This is a genomic window from Comamonas sp. BIGb0124, assembly GCF_003752175.1.
Lineage (GTDB): Bacteria > Pseudomonadota > Gammaproteobacteria > Burkholderiales > Burkholderiaceae_C > Comamonas_F.
In genome coordinates, this window is sequence record NZ_RJVF01000013.1 from 265,647 (window position 1) to 281,768 (window position 16,122).

The following is a 16,122-nucleotide window of genomic DNA, read 5'->3' on the forward strand; positions in this document are numbered from 1 at the left end:
GCGCCACGGTGAGCGGCATCCCGTTCTTGCTTGCGCTAGGTGCAACCGAAAAATATACAGATCCCGCCACGGGCCGTGTGAGCACCACCGAAGTGTGGTTCAGCGGTGATGGTGAGGTGTTGCGGCTTGTCGATGGCCGCGTGGCTGGCACATCGGGCATTCGCTTGGTGGACTGGCGGCATGTCGAACTCCGATCCGCACCGGCATGGGCGACTATGACCGGCCAATCGTCGTCGAGCGACAGTCAGTACTCGCGCCTGCGCGACGTCATGCCCGGCTACCGCTCTGGCTTGATCGATCAGGTGACCATCCGTCCGATGGACGGTGCGCCGTGGAGTACACGCCTCGTGCAGCTAGATCCCAGTACATTGCGCTGGTACCAAGAAACAGCATCGACCACGGGTGGCGCGTCAGAAGACCGCCTGCCCGCTTCGCGTTTTGCCGTCAACCCGGCAACCGGAGCCGTGGTCTACAGTGAGCAGTGCTTATCGGCCGATTTCTGCATGACCTTGCAGCAATGGCCCGTGACCTCCTCCAACACAAACAACGACAAACAAAAAACTGCATCTGTTGGAGAACGTGGCTGATGTCACCGACCGGAATTCGCCCCCCTTACGCGCCCTCCATCATTGCCCAGTTCATTCGCAACGGCGCCTTGCCGCTGTTGGTCGCTGGTGCCGCTTCAACCGCTATCGCGCAGCAGCAGGCCACTACATCTGCTACTGGACAAGTCGTTGCGGGGGAAAGGCTGAGTGCCTATCTTGCACGCCAGCCAAAAACGGAGAACGCCTACTATGCAGGTCTGCAATGGCAAGTTCCGCAGGAAAGAGTTCGTCAGCAAGCGCTTCAACAACAACTGGTCCTACAGGCGGCATCCTTTAGGCGATTTCCACGACTGGTGACTTGGCTCCAACGACAGTCTGCTACGGGCCGTGTGGCGCTGGGCGTACCAGACGAACGATGGTTGTTTGTCAACCCATCCGAAGATCCAGTTCTGCAAACCGGCCAAAGTGTTGTGCTGCCAGTGCGGCCGAACACCGTGACTGTGGTCTTAGAAAACGGCGAGATCTGTCAAGTACCTCATCGCGCAGGTGCGTTGGCTTGGCAGTATCTGGCTGCCTGCACTTCTCGCAGCGACGCCAACCAACGGGATCGGGCTTGGATTACTCAGCCCGATGGGCAACAGTTAACCTACGGCATTTCGCTATGGAATGCGGAAGCTCAAATGCCACCGGCACCGGGCTCTTGGATTTGGGCGCCCACTCGAAACAGTGATATTCCAGAGGAATTCTCGGAGCGCATGGCCGCATATTTGGCGACTCAGGGCGTAGCAACCGACGGCATAGGCAGAACAACTGCAGCCTTGACGGAAGACGGCGAAACGCCGACAAGGCGAAGCCGGGACTTACCTGTTACATCCAGCGACTTCGGAGAGATCGGTCTACTTCAAACGCCTACATCACGGATGGCGGAAGAAGGTGATATTCGATTTACGCTAAGCCGTATCAGCCCTTATACACGTGCCACCCTCATGTTCCAGCCATTGGAATGGCTAGAAGGTGGATTCAGGTACGCAGACATTTCAGACCGGCCTTATGGCGTTGTCAACCCTAATCAATCATACAAAGACAAAAGCATTGACTTCAAAGTCAGACTTTGGCAGGAATCAAGATGGTTACCTCAACTCGCAGTTGGTGTTCGTGACTTAGGCGGCACCGGATTATTTTCTGGCGAATATGTAGTTTCAAATAAACGAACTGGCAACTTTGACTGGAGCGTGGGTTTAGGCTGGGGATATTTGGGAGCACGAGGAAACCTAAGCAACCCATTCTCCCTATTGAGCGACAAATTTTCTACGCGGCCTACGACCTCAGGTACAGGCGAAGCCAGTTTCAGTACATTCTTCAGAGGCCGAACAAGTTTATTCGGCGGCGTACAATGGCATACGCCATATGAACCGTTAATTTTAAAACTAGAATATGACGGCAACGACTACAAATCAGATCGCGCAGGCAACCCGATCAACGCAAGCTCACCCTTGAATATTGGAGCAGTTTACAGGGTCAATAAGTACATGGACGTTTCCGCTGCCTTCGAACGCGGGAACAAAATAATGCTAGGCGTGACATTTAGAAATAGTCTCGCGACGGCATACACACCAAAACCATTCGATCCGCCCCCCGTCCCCGCCAATGTAGCGCCTAGGGACGTATCCGGCACAACGAAATGGAATGAAACTGCGGCAGATCTCGTTGAACAGACCAGTTGGCCTGTACAAGCAATCGCCCAACAAGACAAAACGCTACACGTCAATGTCGAAGATTCGGGTTCAACATATCGTAAAGAGCGCTTGGAAAGAACTATTGCGGTACTTAATCGCGACGCGCCCGCAAGTGTTCAATATTTTGCCATCGATTTCACGCATCATGGATTACTGCTTGACACCCAAAGAATCAATCGAAAGGATTGGGTAACTCGCCATGTCGAAGCCCATTATCCAACCGAATTTGGGAATCGTGGTCTGCCATACAGTCCTTGGCGTATGCAAGGTGATGTGAGTGAACTCGCCATCCAGAATCAACGAGAAAAAGATACTCAAAAACCAACACCCTCTAAGTATACTCTGACTACCCCTCCTGTCACGCCAACAGCAGCCAATAGCGAGCAACAGGTGTTATGGACAGGTGAGGAAGACCGCTTCCGAGGAGGCTTCACGCCGAGCTTCTGGCAATCGTTTGGGGGGCCTGATACTTTCCTGTTGTATCAGGTCGGTGTTCGAGCATCCGCAGAGTACCGTATAACGCCTCGCACGTGGCTCAGCGGCTCAGCAAATCTGAGATTAATCGACAACTACGATAAATTTCAGTACACAGCGCCAAGCCGTCTTCCGCGGGTACGCACGTACATGCGTGAATATGCCGTCACAGAACGTTTGACTCTCGCAAATCTACAACTTACGCACGCACGTCAATTGACACCGAACCAATTCGCAATGGTGTACGGCGGGCTGTTAGAACCAATGTTTGCGGGTGTAGGTGGTGAATGGCTGTATCGTCCCGTCGCCAGCCGCTGGGCATTCGGAATAGATGTGAATCGCGTAAAACAACGCGATTTCGAGCAACGCTTCTCGATGCGAGACTACAACGTCAACACGGGACACGCGACTTTCTATTGGGATACGGGCTGGCAAGGCATTAATGCAAGTCTTAGTGCAGGGCAGTATCTAGCTGGCGACAGGGGGGCTACCGTGATGCTCAGCAAACGCTTCAAAAACGGCGTATTGCTAGGTGCTTGGGCAACCAAGACGAACGTATCCGCGGCTCAATTCGGCGAAGGCAGTTTTGACAAGGGCATGTTCGTTACTATCCCATTCGATCTGATGCTGCCTAAATCGACCATTACAAACGGAACATTCCTTTATACGCCGCTAACGCGAGATGGAGGAGCCAAATTGGCGCGTTCATGGCAGCTTTATTCAATGACATCGACACGTGATGCATCGGCTTTCAAGTACGAACCGGACATGGCTAGACAGCGAGAGATCAAGCCGAGCGAGACAGGACAAGACTATCTCTGGCCATCAAGATAACAGCCGCTCACGACGAAGCCAAGCACAATCCAAAAGGATGATCATGGCTTCCGACTATCATTTTAATTATTTCCAGCATTCGTTCATCGAATCAAGTCAAAATGCAACAACTGAATACTAAAAGATTCGGCATAAGCCAAACCCAGGTCATGATGCACGGGTCATTCCAGTCTTTACTGAAGGCAACAGCTCTTGCCGCACTGACGGCCCTTTCTGGCTGCAGTTTGATTGGACCCGGCCATGGTGGCATCGCCACAACTGGATTGCCGACTGATGATGGGCGTGGTTGGGGAACATTTAGCAATTCGCGCCAACCTTCGATTATTCAGATCACGCCTGAGGTTGTTACTGCCATGGATCAAATGCAACCCGGAAGTGTTTCTCCGGAGTTGTCAGCCCTCTTTTCGGATGCAGCCGCACCTTATACGATAGGACCTGGTGACGTCATAGCCATCACTGTTTATGATCACCCAGAGCTCATGCCCTCTGCAGGTGCAGTTATCAGCCAGCAGGTTGATCCTGCCGGTGTAAGTACAGCCCCAGGACTTATTGTTGGGGCCGATGGAGAAATCAGCTACCCTTACATCGGACGAGTAAAAATCGCTGGACTCAATGAACTCCAAGCCAGCGAACTTATAGCCAACAAAATGGCAGAGTTCATTCGAAGTCCTCAGTTAACGGTACGGATTCAAGCTTTTCGCAGCAAACGGGCATATGTGGAGGGAGAGGTTCGCACTCCAGGTACTCAGATCTTCACGGATCGACCCATGACGCTCTTAGAAGCTTTGAATCGAGCAGGCGGAATAACAACCAACGGCGATCGTTCCAATGTTGTTTTAACTCGGTCTGGGCGTTCAACTAAAATCGATCTTTCCGACTTACAGGCCAAAGGCCTAGACGCCAATAAAATCATCCTCAAAGATGGGGATGCACTTGAAGTGCGCAACCGGGATGAGCGCAAGGTTTATGTGATGGGTGAAACACTCCGGCCATCCGCATTGCTGATGCGAGATGGACGATTGAGCTTGGCTCAAGCATTGGGCGAGTCCGGAGGTATCAATCTGGCCACAGCCAATCCTGGTCAAATTTACGTCATCAGACGTGATCAAGGTGGAACGCCCAGCGTATTTCACTTGGATGCCAAAAATCCTACTATGCTCGCAGTAGCGGATGGCTTTAAACTACAGTCCCGAGATGTGGTCTATATCGATCCCGTCGGCCTTGCTCGCTGGAACCGAATCATCAGTTTGATTCTGCCTTCTGCCAGTGCCATTAACTACGGAAGCGAAATTAGCACACGATGATTGGAAAGGTTTTAATCGTTTGCGTAGGCAACATCTGTCGAAGTCCCATGGCAGAAGCACTTTTGCGTAATAAATTGAACAACATCCAAGTTGGTTCAGCAGGCTTAGGAGCATTAGTAGGTTATCCGGCAGATCCACACGCCGTTGAACTGATGACCGACGCAGGACTTGACATAAGGCCTCATCGGGCCCGACAGCTTACCCTCGCAATGTGCAAGGAGCATGACATGATTTTGGTAATGGAAAATGAGCATCGAGATGCAATTGAAAAGATGTATCCGTTTACCAAAGGAAAAGTCTTCAGAATCGGACATAATCAGAATGTAGACATCCCGGATCCTTACCGCTTAGATAAATCCGCTTTCGAATATGCACTCCGATTGATTGAAGCGGGCATTGACGACTGGTCTCAGCGCATCCGTAAACTCTAAAACAGCATCCACAAAATTCCCTCTTATTCATATGACAACCGCTCATCTACCTTCGAACAATCAACCACCCGTTTCCTACGTGGAGGAAGACAGCGATATCAATCTGAGGGAGTACTTTGATATCCTTCTTGATAATAAATGGCTAATTGCGTCGGTGACTACGGTCGCATTAGCCGTAGGTGTTGCGTATGCCATCTTGGCAAAACCAGTCTATCAAACTGACTTATTAATTCAAGTCGAAGATTCTTCTGGAGCTTCATCAGCCGCGCAGTCGCTTCTTGGGGCAGCCTCCAGCCTATTTGATGTGAAAACGCCGGCCAGTGGTGAAATTGAGGTACTGCGATCACGTATGGTGATCGGACGTGCCGTCGATGCAACCAAGATCTACATCAGCGCTCAACCCCGGTATGTTCCAGTGATTGGACGTTGGATGGCCAGCCGTGCAACAGACCTGTCCACTCCAGGTTTTTTAGGCGCTGCTGGCTATGTATCAGGGAAGGAAAACATCACAGTCAGTGAGTTTAATGTTCCTTCGATCTTGGAAGGCGAAGATTTCATCCTCACTGTTGGTGAGGAAAAATCCTACACATTAACCACAGCTAATCTTGAACAACCCGTTCGTGGCGTGATCGGCGTACCTCTATTACAACAGACCGCGCTTGGCCCTATTGCACTCACTGTCGATAGTCTTCAAGGAATGGCAGGTGCTCAATTTGTTTTGAACCGGCTGTCTCGTGATGGCGTGGTAGATGATATACAAACAAATCTATTGATTGCAGAAAAAGGTCGTCAATCAGGCATCATAAACGTAAGTCTGCAGGATTCTGACAAAAGTCGATTGGTAACGATCCTTGATGAAATCGGGGAGCAGTATGTTCAACAGAACGTACAAAGAAAAGCGGCTGAAGCCGAAAAAACTCTTGCATTTCTTGATGTTCAGCTACCTGACTTCAAAAAACAGTTGGAATCTTCAGAAGCGGCCTACAATCAGTATCGCAATCGACAGGGCACTATTGCACTGGATGAAGAGGCCAAGCTTGCGTTAACCCAAACGGTCGACCTGCAGACAAAACTGTTCGAGGCTCAACAACAACGCAGAGCACTCGAAGAACGATTTACTTCGTCACACCCAAGCGTGCAAACACTGGATCGTCAGATTCAGGCATGGCAGGCCCAAATCGCAGGACTCAATACTCGTATCAAGGGCATGCCCACAGTTCAGCAGGATGCTCTGCGCTTCCAGCGCGACATTCAAGTTAACACTGAACTTTATCAATCCCTCCTGAACAACTCAATGCAATTGCAGTTGGTAAAAGAGGGTAAAACGGGAAATGTCCGTTTGCTTGACAATGCAGTAGTGCCAATTGAACCGGTTAAACCACGCAAAGGAATGGCAGTCGCGCTCGCCTTTGCAATTGGATTTCTTCTCAGTGTTATATTGGCATTTATTCGAAACTCGATGTTCCGCGGCATACGAAGTGCTCAAGAAATCGAGGCACATACAGGGCTCAATGTATACACCATGATTCCTTTGAGTCCCACCCAAAAGGTGATCTCACAGCAAGTTGCAAATAAGGCACCGGGCATTCACCTTCTTGCACATTCGCATGCAGCAGATCCAGCGATAGAGAGCCTCCGCAGCCTACGGACATCGCTTCAATTTGCAATGCTCGAAGCGCCCAACAACCGCATTGTTATTACAGGAGCTACACCTGGACTTGGTAAGAGCTTTGTTTCAACCAATTTTGCAGCCATTGTTGCATCAGGTGGTAAACGAGTGTTGCTCATCGACGCCGATATGCGCAAAGGGTACATCAATCAATTTTTTGGGCTTCCTCGCAACAATGGTCTTTCAGATCTTATCGTCGGCTCTATCGATGCTCAAAAAGCTATTCATAAGAATGTTTTAAGCGGCCTCGATGTTCTGACGACGGGCACATTCCCGCCAAATCCGGCGGAGCTGTTGATGTCGGAGGCGTTTGCGCGCATCGTCGAACGCGTTTCTAGTGATTACGATATGGTTATCATCGATACCGCTCCAGTTTTGGTAGCTGCAGATACCGCTGCGGCAGCGAAAACAGCAGGAATTGTGATGCTTGTTGCCCGGGCAGAGTTGACGCAAACTGGAGAACTAAACGAAAGCGTTAAGCGGCTTGCACACAGCGGTTGTAGCGTTAACGGTGTGCTGTTCAATGGCATAGATACGACCCGGCGGTATGCTGGAGCATACGGTTACAAATACGGTGGCTATCGATACGCTAATTACGATTACGCACCAAGCAATAAGTCGTAATAAAAAAATTCAAAACGCATCGATAAGTCGATGCGTTTTTTTTATTGCCAATCGCTTGCGACCAGACTGAACTTCAACACAATCGTGCAATCAGATTGTTTCGTGCATCCAATGGAAAGAATCTCATGAGCCGTCGAAATTTCTTCAGCAGAGCCCTCTCTTTTGTTGGATTGGGCATTGGAAGTTCAGCAATTGCTAATCAGGTCACGGAACCGTCAGGCTCGCAGCCCTTGCATCTGCCACCCTCACTCCCTATATCAGGAAGCAATCAGTTCCATGATTTAAATGGACGGCGATTGGCACTCGGCTCCATCAGCACTTTTGATCCGTCCACCGGTGCTCCCAAAACGGCCTATAGAGATCCTGAGTTCAAGCAGGCTTATGATCACTCTATTCAGCTTGACGCCGACGGCGCTGCATCAATTTTTTGGGATGGACCCTATCAAGTCATTGCAAAGAATAAGCATGGAGAAGTAGCCTGGGCTGCTTCAGGCTATAAAAGTGAAGGCTATCTAGCAGAAATTGCCTCATCAACTATAAAAACAGACCTTTCGAATACTACCGACCCCCAAAAGGGAGGAGGAATGATTCGAATTAGAGCTGAAGGTGATGGATCAATCGATCGAAATCTCAGTGAAAAGCTATCGGAATTCAAGACCCTGTCAGATAAAGGCGCAAAACGAGACGCCCCAACATCAGACAGATCTATGGCACGCACCAATAGCGATGCCATGGACAAACTATTTGAGGATTCGGAAAAATTTGGCGCCCCACACATACCGCCTGGGACCTGGGTAGTAGATCGCCCTGTGATCATAAAAAAGGGCTTTCAGAACATAAAATGGGATGGAATTGTTGTTGCAGGCGATGACTTTGAAGGCGAGTACTTGGTCGAAATCATTGCTGAAGAATCGACACCCTACTTTAGATGGCCAGTCGTCGCCAATAAAATTCACATTGATGCGCGTTACAAATGCCGAGGAATACGAGTTGTAGGCATTGACCACTTATGCATCGCCAATTTACGCGTAGAGCGCGCTCGGGGCCACGGATTCTACGGAGATAAGATCAGAGAATCCACCCTATTTTTCCCCCAATTTGTCAATTGCACTGAGCGGCTGGCATTTGATTCACCTGATTTCTGGACGAATGCACGCGGATATAAGCAGGGAGAGCTAACAAGAATCTCCAATCCAGAATGGGAACCGCAAAAGAAATATGCCATTGAGAGTATTATTCGACACCAAGGCAATAGATACATAGCCATTACCGAGAGCGCAGGCGCATCACCAGCATCATCCAAGTCACAGTGGCGACGAATTCCTCACGAAGATTACATTTGCACAAAAACCAATTCGGGCAAAGATCCTCGTGAATTTAACACCAATACAGAAAAAATTGAAGATCGATATTGGCAAAAACGATATCAAGACGAAGCCGTCTTTGAACTACATGACACCATTATCGACACTGGCGATCGTAGCAATCAGTTCACTCTGTATTCGCCAATAATACGTGACTGTGGCAATGCCTGTTTCGTGCGTATCGACTCATCAAAAACAGCAGCACGTCCTGTTACGCACTTCAATATTTACGGCGGGCATATTCACGCATATCCCAAACGCCAAAAAGATATTAAAGAAATTCGCGTTTTGGACAATCAACGGATGATTGAAGTTGGATATGCATTCAATCTTAACGTCCATGGCACCAATATTAGAAATGGTGACGGCAACGACACCATTGGCATACTTGTAGGCGATGAAGGGAGAAAAGCCCCCAGCGATGTTCGCTTTGTGGCCAGCGTAGTATCAAATGCCAGCGGAGATGGAGCAGTCGGAGTTTTGGTTATGCCAAAAGCAAATCCATCAAAATCAGCACGCCTAGAAGTCAGCTATCGTATGTCAGGGACTAACACTGTTGAAGTCTTTGATCCAAGAGGTGTTTTCCGTGAACAACATAGCACAACACAGATAGTAAGCATCCCAGATCATTCTCGTAACCCAGTCGGGTGGCTGGTGCAAGCTGGAGCTGTCCATACAATGGTAACGCCTTATGCATACCGTTCAGCTGAGGGTAAATCCAATGAGTTTGATGTGCGTGTAACAGCACAAGGCGCGTCGATACGACTCAGCGACGGCCAAGGGCAAAGTGGAGAGCTGGCATTTAGTAAGAAAACGCCCGACCGCCTTTTAGTAAATCCAGGAAAGGCTGTTCAATTCGAAGGTTCCTGGGAGTCTCCTGTTCATATTGGCCCTGCTAGGATTTGGTCAAACGAGAATAAGTTGTATGTCAAGTTCGGTGGTGATCCCAGCCACCAATCGGACGGACAAATTTTCACTGCGACCACATGATTACAGCCTCAAACACGAGGCTGCACTCTTTCGCGTTGCGGATGGCTGACAATTGCCGATCGAAAGCCAGATCCGCCGATTGCACTTGAGCGCTCGAATTGGCGGTTCTGGAGCTCGCTGCGAGCAAATCGGCATGTGGCTGCTGCGCAGCTGTATTAACCCAGCAGAATGTGCACAGATCAGGCCGCTAGTGCGTATGCCTCAGCGGGAGTCATCATCGCCAGGGCCTAGTGTGGCCGGCGAGTGCTGTAGAAACCAATCCAGTCGCCGATCAACCGGCTCGCGTACTCGAAACTTTCGAATCGGTGCCGACGCGTGCACTGCGCCTTCAGTGTTCGGATCACCCGCTCGACCATTCCGTTTTGCTGAGGGCAATGGGGCGTGATGAACTCCTGGTGTAATCCGTAGCTTCTGACCAGGGCGGTGTAGTCCCGGCTGGTAAACACCAGGCCGTTGTCAGACCTCAGAAGGAACGGCTGCGGCACACGCCCGAGCGTGCCGAACCGGGCAATCAAGGCCTGCTCCAACGCGCTCGATGCCGTTGTCGCCTTGCCGCTGCGCGACAGGTGCCAGCCCAGTAACTCCCGGGTATGGCAGTCGATCACCAGCGCCAACGCGGCCCAGCCGTCGCGACCGGCCCAGATTCGACAAAGGTCGGTCGACCATCGCTCGTTGGGCGCTGTGGCCACTGAGGGTAGAGCCTGGATCCGCGGTCGCATGCCAATAGCCCGTTTGCGAACCTGCCAGCCCTTGATCTGGAAGATCCGTTGCGCGGTATTTTTGTTGAAGCCCAGCAGATGTGCCACGGTCCTGTAGCCAAACGATGGCGACTCCTCGATCAGTGCCTTGATGGGCTCGGCAAACCGGGGCTCGACTTTGGGAGGCACCTTGACTGTCTTGTAATAGACCGTGCGTCGAGGTACTTCAAACCACCGGCACAGTTGGCTCAAGCTGACCGCAACGCCCTCATCGGCCAAGCCTTGCTGTACACGCAGGATCACTTCCCGTCCTCGTCCAGCAAGGCTTGTAGCTTTTTTCTCGCACGCAGCTCCAGCATCGCCTCGCCGTACGCCTCCTGCAGATCACGCAGCTGGCGTTCGTACTGTTCACGAACGTCCTCGGGTTTGGCCCGCAGGGCGTTCTCCATACCGCGCTTGGCATCGTCCACCCAGCTCTCGATCTCCGAGGGCGTCAGATCATGCGCTCGGCTGGCCTCTGCCACCGTCGTCTTGCCTTGAATGATGTCCATCACCAAGGCGCTCTTGCGCTTGGCCGTCCACCGTTTGATCTCTTCTTCCATCTTCATGCTCAGGTCTCTTTCTTCGAGTTTAAGACCTGTGCAGCTTTTCAGTGGGTCAATACACGAACGCATTCATGCAGTGGCCATGGAGCGCCGGCGCTTTGGGTATCGTCGTGTGCACGACATGCTGCGCAAAGAGTTTCCAGGCACGAACCACAAGAAGGTGTTTCGGCTTTACCGCGCACAGGGCCTGTGCTGTTCGCAAGCGCAACAAGGGCAAAAAGTACCGTGGTGAGCGGACGTCTTTGGTGGCCGCTGCCCGGGTCAATCAAACATGGAGCCTTGACTTTGTCAGCGACTCGCTGTCCAACGGGCGCCGCATCAAATGCCTGACGATCGCCGATGACTTCACCCATGAGTGCGTCGACATCGCTGTGGACCTTTCCATGCCTGGGGCATACGTCGCTCGCGTCCTCAAGCGGGCTGCAAGATTCAGGGGCTACCCAGAGGCCATCAGGAGCGACAACGGCCCAGAGTTCACATGCCGAGCCTTCATGACCTGGATGCAGACACGAGGCATACAGCACATCCTGATTCAGCCAGGCAAGCCAACTCAAAACGCCTACATCGAGAGCTTCAACGGCAAGTTCAGGGATGAATGCCTCAATGAGAACTGGTTCGAATCCCTGGCCCAAGCGCGCGAGGTCATCGCCATCTGGCGCCAGGACTACAACGAGGTCCGACCGCACGGAACGATTGACCGGATTCCTCCGGCTGAGTTCGCCGCCAAACACCGCAATCCCAACCCATCAACCACCGAGGCAGGATCAGTTAACCTGCAAACCCTTGGACCTCTCTCCAACTGATTGGTATGGCTGGAAAGGGCAGGTCATCTTAATTACTTCCAAACAAAAGAGAACTTGTAAGTCTGAGCTACGCGCTCGCACATTGATTTAGCCGTAAACAACGATTCATAACGCAACAAGCATGCAGACCTCATCGCAAGTGCAGTCTCTCGACTAAAAAGCCCAAGTTTGTCAACCAGATCACTACTCGAATCTTTTTCAAACAAGAATCCTGTTACGCCGTCCTGAACAATCTCCGGGATCGAACAGCATCGCGAAGCAATGACAGGGAGCCCGCAGCTATGAGCTTCTGCGGCGACTAAACCAAAAGACTCCCAACGACTGGGCATAACCAAAACATCGGATGCAGCAAAATATTTGGGCAACTGATTTTGTTTAACCCATCCAACATACTCCACATTGGGCAGATCTTCCAATTTATGGTCAGAGTCATCGTGAACCCCTCCGCCTACGACGGTAAGCCGGTACAAAGATGGATCGAGCGTCCGCATGGCACTGATTAAAATATCAAAGCCTTTTTGTTGATCCAACCTACCTACAAAAAGAAGTTCCATTCGACTTGATCGAAGCGGCAACGAGTCCACGACAAGGGGATCCAGAACACCGTTATAGATAACTCCAATCTTAGGCGAAATTATTCCATATTTCTCCGCCTCATTTTTTTCATATTTGCTACCACATGTCACAACATCACAAAGAGGAAGAAGTATCTTTTCTAAATAAGAATAAATTCTCTTCTTTTTCTCTGAAACATCCATGATAAATGACCATGCATGTGGAGTATAAATAACACGGGGACGACGAAACGGTCGCAAAAATAATAATGCAACTCTGCCCAAAACACCTGCAAAGCTGCTATGCAGATGCACAACATCCGGTCGCAACGTCCACACTGAGCGCAGGAAGGAAATAAAAAAATTGAAGAAAGATCGCAGACTCCTACCCGGGCGGTCAAAGGTTGTAGTTGCAGAGCGATCAATCCCTGTAAGCTCCTCGCATTGCTGGCTGGGGACAAGCACATGCACATCCATGCCAGATTGCCTTTGGTGACTTACTAGTAAGTTGAGTACACTTGCAACTCCACCTTTAATCGTTTCGGCAGCATGAAAGACGATGATTGCCATCTTCAAACCCGCCGACTGGCTTGCTTAACTCGCTCGAAGAAGCGATTACGCTGAATTGTGACATTCTCCATGCTGTATTCATGTGAGAGCGCCAAATTTCGCGCAGCCTCTTGGTTGAGCAATTCTGGATTCTCTACGAAGTGCTGTATGCGTCCAGCCAGACCGTCTATGTCGTCGGGTTCCACAAGAGCGTGCTCTTCTAGTAGCTCGGGTGTCCCCCCCACACGCGTAGCGATGGCAGGTAGGCCACGAGCCATCGCCTCAAGCAAAGCGCGAGGAAGTCCCTCTTGCCGTGACGGCAGCACGAAGATATCGCAACGATCTAGCACACTGCGAATGGGCTCACCGTTTTGCAGCTTCCCAGTAAACTCGACATGATCTTTCAATCCAAGATCTTCAGCCATTTTTTGAAAAAAGGCTAAATTTTCGCCATACCCGATAATCGTCAACTTCAAGTCAAAATTCTTGGATCGGAGTTTAGCAAGGCTATGCAATAAAACATCATGCCCCTTAAGGGTTTTTTGCATGTTGCCAATAATCACAAGCCTAAGGCTAGCATTTCGCGTTGACTCATAAGTCCTAGGTTCGCTTCTATAAGCTTCAGGAACCAAATCGATAGACGTAAAAGAAAACGATGACTCTGCATTACGCGCCGGATAACGCCTTTGCAATGCGTCGCGCGTCACATAAGCTGCTGCGACTGCATTGCGGCACTGCCAACGCATCAACAGAGGGAAAAACCATTGAAAAAAACGGCTCAGGGGGTGGTTCCCAAGTGCCTGAGGGCTATATCCATCATACGGGTCTGCAGCAACTTCGACGGCGAATGGAATGCGCTTCAAATAAAGCAAGACAGAATACAAGCTCGGCACCGTAGTCGGAACTCTTAAAATATAAGCTGCATTCGGATCAATGCTACGGTTAATAACCGATATTATTTTGGGCAGATTTTTCAGAAAACCTATCGGCCCGTGGTAACCAGGCAATGAAACGAAGTCGACATTCGGACCTGTAACCGGCTTAGCAGTAGGATCTTCCTTGCTAAAAAGACGACCCACCATCGTAACACTATCAAAAACTGCCAAATAACGCTTGGGAAATGCGGCGTAGTATAATAAATTGGAGGATGGCACACCGTCATTCAAAGTAAAAACGCCATCCCGAATAACAAAAACCTTCATTTCCCGACCGCTCCTAACATATCTTCAATTTTAGACAGGCAAATAGATTTCAACTTTTGTTGTTGATCCAAGTCAACTCCTGTCTTGTAAGCCTGCTCAACATCCGCTGCAACACGCGCCCCATCCGTCAAAGAATGGTAACACCATCGACTGCGTCCAACCATGTCACAAAATCCTGCAACCTTGGCATCCCAAACTAAGGCAATGCTGGGTACAGAACATGAATAAGCAATGATATTTGCGTGTAACCGGTGGGCAACGATGACATCCATGCCGGCAATTTGACTCACCAATTCGTGAGGTCTTTCCGCACGAGGAAGCACCTCGAAGAGGACATCTGGACGCACACTTTTTAATTTCGCCGCAAACTGACGCAAATAGGTATCGTCTTCTACAGCGCCATTACTAAAAAGAACGATTTTGCAATTCAATGATTTGACACCATCTATGACATCAAGCCAAAAACTATCAAATGATGCTGCAGAGAAATTTTCGCCCTGAGCTTGAGTAGCCAGCTCCTCCGGATTTGCGATTCCAAAGCCTACACGCAAAACATCAACAGATTTTTCTCGAGGAACTACCTTATAGGCTTCACTGGACCAAATGGCTGGATCCAAAGTGACAGCAACTTCACTTGTCCTCGACTCGAGATATGAGGTAAGGGTATTGCGAGAGCGCTCATCCCTAACTGACACATATTTAAATAACGGACTCGATAAAGCGCCTCGAAAACAATCCAAACCTCGTTTAGACCAATTACTAGAGACGCCAACACCGGCCATAGCCATTGACGTACGCCTTTGAGATGCGTATTTAGCCACATACTGAAATTTCAGCGGAAAATTCAATGCTACATCATTTAGCATTTGACCGCCCCCAAATACTAACGCATCCACGTTCTCTCGAAAAGCATGGCCACATGCATGGGCCATACGCTTTTCAAATAACAAAGGCCAAAGTAAACGAAATGCCGTACCGCGCATCGGCACGGGGCACGCGTAAAACAAAATCTTACGCAAATATCCTAATCGGCTTTCTTTTGGCGCAGAAAAGCCAGCTCGCCCTGCCATATCTAAATGTTCAACATCAAAGCCAGGCCTCTGCTTCTTGATGAGAAACTCCATGCAATCGCCAATAACACCGTCGCCTAAGTTATCACTGTAACGCAGCGTGCAAAGCACAACTCGCCCCCTGTGTGGGACTAACTCGTCATTCATTATGTTTCCTGCTTGTTCTTGGCAATTACACGTGCGGGCACACCTGCTACAATCGAATACGACTCAACATTTCGATTAACAAACGAATTTGCACCAACTACGCCACTGTGCCCTACTCGAATATCGCCAATCAAAACACTATTTGCATAGCAGCAAACATCGTCTTCCAAAATTGGATACTGATTCTTTAGATTTTGCCCTAAGGTGACACCTTGATATAACGTAACTCCAGCACCGACTACGGCCCCCTCACCAATCACAACACCCACAGGGTGTGGAAGACGGAGACCGCCGGCAACTTTTGCTTGAGGGCTCAGATAACATCCAGTAAAAATCACGTGAATCCTTAGAAGCACCTTTGAGATGATACGCCCAGGAAGTCCAAACCGATTCAGTGCACAAATCACCCTATACCAAAATACAGTGGAAAACCCTGCATTCAGGATAAGCGCCGACAAGAATCCGAACAAGCCTCGACGCTTCCCATATGCAAGCAAATCAAGTTTAATTATTTGCAACATAC

Annotated in this window: 12 protein-coding genes and 1 pseudogene; 7 read left to right on the forward strand and 6 right to left on the reverse strand. The window is 50.0% G+C overall.

The features are described from left to right. Positions 1-8: 8 nt before the first annotated feature. The 6 genes from EC845_RS17540 (at position 9) to EC845_RS22210 (ending at position 9,971) form a co-directional block, all read left to right on the forward strand. Positions 9-587 (forward strand): YjbF family lipoprotein, encoded by a 579-nt coding sequence (locus tag EC845_RS17540; protein ID WP_158615723.1) that lies wholly within the window; start codon positions 9-11, stop codon positions 585-587. Then, on the forward strand, positions 587-3,589 hold the full coding sequence (locus tag EC845_RS17545) for a YjbH domain-containing protein (RefSeq protein WP_158615724.1): 3,003 nt from the start codon (positions 587-589) through the stop codon (positions 3,587-3,589). The genes EC845_RS17540 and EC845_RS17545 overlap by 1 nt, the downstream gene beginning before the upstream one ends. Positions 3,590-3,690: 101 nt before the next feature. Beyond that, positions 3,691-4,893: a polysaccharide biosynthesis/export family protein gene (locus tag EC845_RS17550; RefSeq protein ID WP_233598146.1), complete on the forward strand. Its 1,203-nt coding sequence runs from the start codon at positions 3,691-3,693 to the stop codon at positions 4,891-4,893. Beyond that, entirely contained in the window at positions 4,890-5,324 is a 435-nt protein-coding gene (locus EC845_RS17555; protein WP_123299421.1) for a low molecular weight protein-tyrosine-phosphatase, read from the forward strand. Before EC845_RS17550 ends, EC845_RS17555 begins: the two co-directional genes overlap by 4 nt. A gap of 79 nt (positions 5,325-5,403) precedes the next feature. After that, positions 5,404-7,617: a polysaccharide biosynthesis tyrosine autokinase gene (locus tag EC845_RS17560; protein ID WP_370451353.1), complete on the forward strand. Its 2,214-nt coding sequence runs from the start codon at positions 5,404-5,406 to the stop codon at positions 7,615-7,617. A 125-nt stretch (positions 7,618-7,742) separates the two neighbouring features. Continuing rightward, positions 7,743-9,971 carry a hypothetical protein gene (locus EC845_RS22210; protein ID WP_148077337.1) on the forward strand — a complete coding sequence of 743 codons (2,229 nt, stop codon included), beginning with the start codon at positions 7,743-7,745 and terminating at the stop codon, positions 9,969-9,971. A 227-nt stretch (positions 9,972-10,198) separates the two neighbouring features. On the opposite strand, the gene EC845_RS17565 is transcribed toward EC845_RS22210, so the two are convergent. Both EC845_RS17565 and EC845_RS17570 read right to left on the reverse strand, forming a co-directional pair. Next, positions 10,199-10,972, reverse strand: a complete 774-nt coding sequence (locus tag EC845_RS17565) for an IS3 family transposase (protein ID WP_123299423.1) — start codon at positions 10,970-10,972, stop codon at positions 10,199-10,201. Continuing rightward, a complete protein-coding gene (locus tag EC845_RS17570) occupies positions 10,969-11,343 on the reverse strand; it encodes a DUF1153 domain-containing protein (RefSeq protein WP_123299424.1) in 375 nt (124 codons plus the stop codon). The genes EC845_RS17565 and EC845_RS17570 overlap by 4 nt, the downstream gene beginning before the upstream one ends. Positions 11,344-11,353: 10 nt before the next feature. Between EC845_RS17570 and EC845_RS17575 the strand changes: the two are divergent. Then, a pseudogene (locus tag EC845_RS17575) lies at positions 11,354-12,077 on the forward strand (IS3 family transposase); the annotation flags it as partial. Positions 12,078-12,109: 32 nt separating this feature from the next. Here EC845_RS17575 and EC845_RS17580 read toward each other — a convergent pair. From EC845_RS17580 to EC845_RS17595, 4 genes are read right to left on the reverse strand one after another with little or no spacing between them, the layout of a single operon-like run. After that, positions 12,110-13,201, reverse strand: coding sequence for a glycosyltransferase (locus EC845_RS17580; RefSeq protein ID WP_123299426.1), 1,092 nt, complete (start codon positions 13,199-13,201; stop codon positions 12,110-12,112). Between the two features lie 2 nt (positions 13,202-13,203). Next, complete coding sequence (locus EC845_RS17585) at positions 13,204-14,382, reverse strand: glycosyltransferase (protein WP_123299427.1); 1,179 nt, start codon at positions 14,380-14,382, stop codon at positions 13,204-13,206. Continuing rightward, positions 14,379-15,599 carry a polysaccharide pyruvyl transferase family protein gene (locus tag EC845_RS17590; protein ID WP_123299428.1) on the reverse strand — a complete coding sequence of 407 codons (1,221 nt, stop codon included), beginning with the start codon at positions 15,597-15,599 and terminating at the stop codon, positions 14,379-14,381. The genes EC845_RS17585 and EC845_RS17590 overlap by 4 nt, the downstream gene beginning before the upstream one ends. Continuing rightward, on the reverse strand, positions 15,599-16,120 hold the full coding sequence (locus EC845_RS17595) for a serine O-acetyltransferase (protein ID WP_123299429.1): 522 nt from the start codon (positions 16,118-16,120) through the stop codon (positions 15,599-15,601). The genes EC845_RS17590 and EC845_RS17595 overlap by 1 nt, the downstream gene beginning before the upstream one ends. Positions 16,121-16,122 lie beyond the last annotated feature (2 nt).

Coding starts and splice junctions, on each gene's coding strand:
- EC845_RS17555 (WP_123299421.1), top strand. CDS start 4,890: ATGATTGGAAAGGTTTTAATCGTTTGCGTAGGCAACATCTGTCGAAGT.
- EC845_RS17595 (WP_123299429.1), bottom strand. CDS start 16,120: ATGTTGCAAATAATTAAACTTGATTTGCTTGCATATGGGAAGCGTCGA.
- EC845_RS22210 (WP_148077337.1), top strand. CDS start 7,743: ATGAGCCGTCGAAATTTCTTCAGCAGAGCCCTCTCTTTTGTTGGATTG.
- EC845_RS17580 (WP_123299426.1), bottom strand. CDS start 13,201: ATGGCAATCATCGTCTTTCATGCTGCCGAAACGATTAAAGGTGGAGTT.
- EC845_RS17590 (WP_123299428.1), bottom strand. CDS start 15,599: ATGAATGACGAGTTAGTCCCACACAGGGGGCGAGTTGTGCTTTGCACG.
- EC845_RS17570 (WP_123299424.1), bottom strand. CDS start 11,343: ATGCGTTCGTGTATTGACCCACTGAAAAGCTGCACAGGTCTTAAACTC.
- EC845_RS17550 (WP_233598146.1), top strand. CDS start 3,691: ATGCAACAACTGAATACTAAAAGATTCGGCATAAGCCAAACCCAGGTC.
- EC845_RS17585 (WP_123299427.1), bottom strand. CDS start 14,382: ATGAAGGTTTTTGTTATTCGGGATGGCGTTTTTACTTTGAATGACGGT.
- EC845_RS17545 (WP_158615724.1), top strand. CDS start 587: ATGTCACCGACCGGAATTCGCCCCCCTTACGCGCCCTCCATCATTGCC.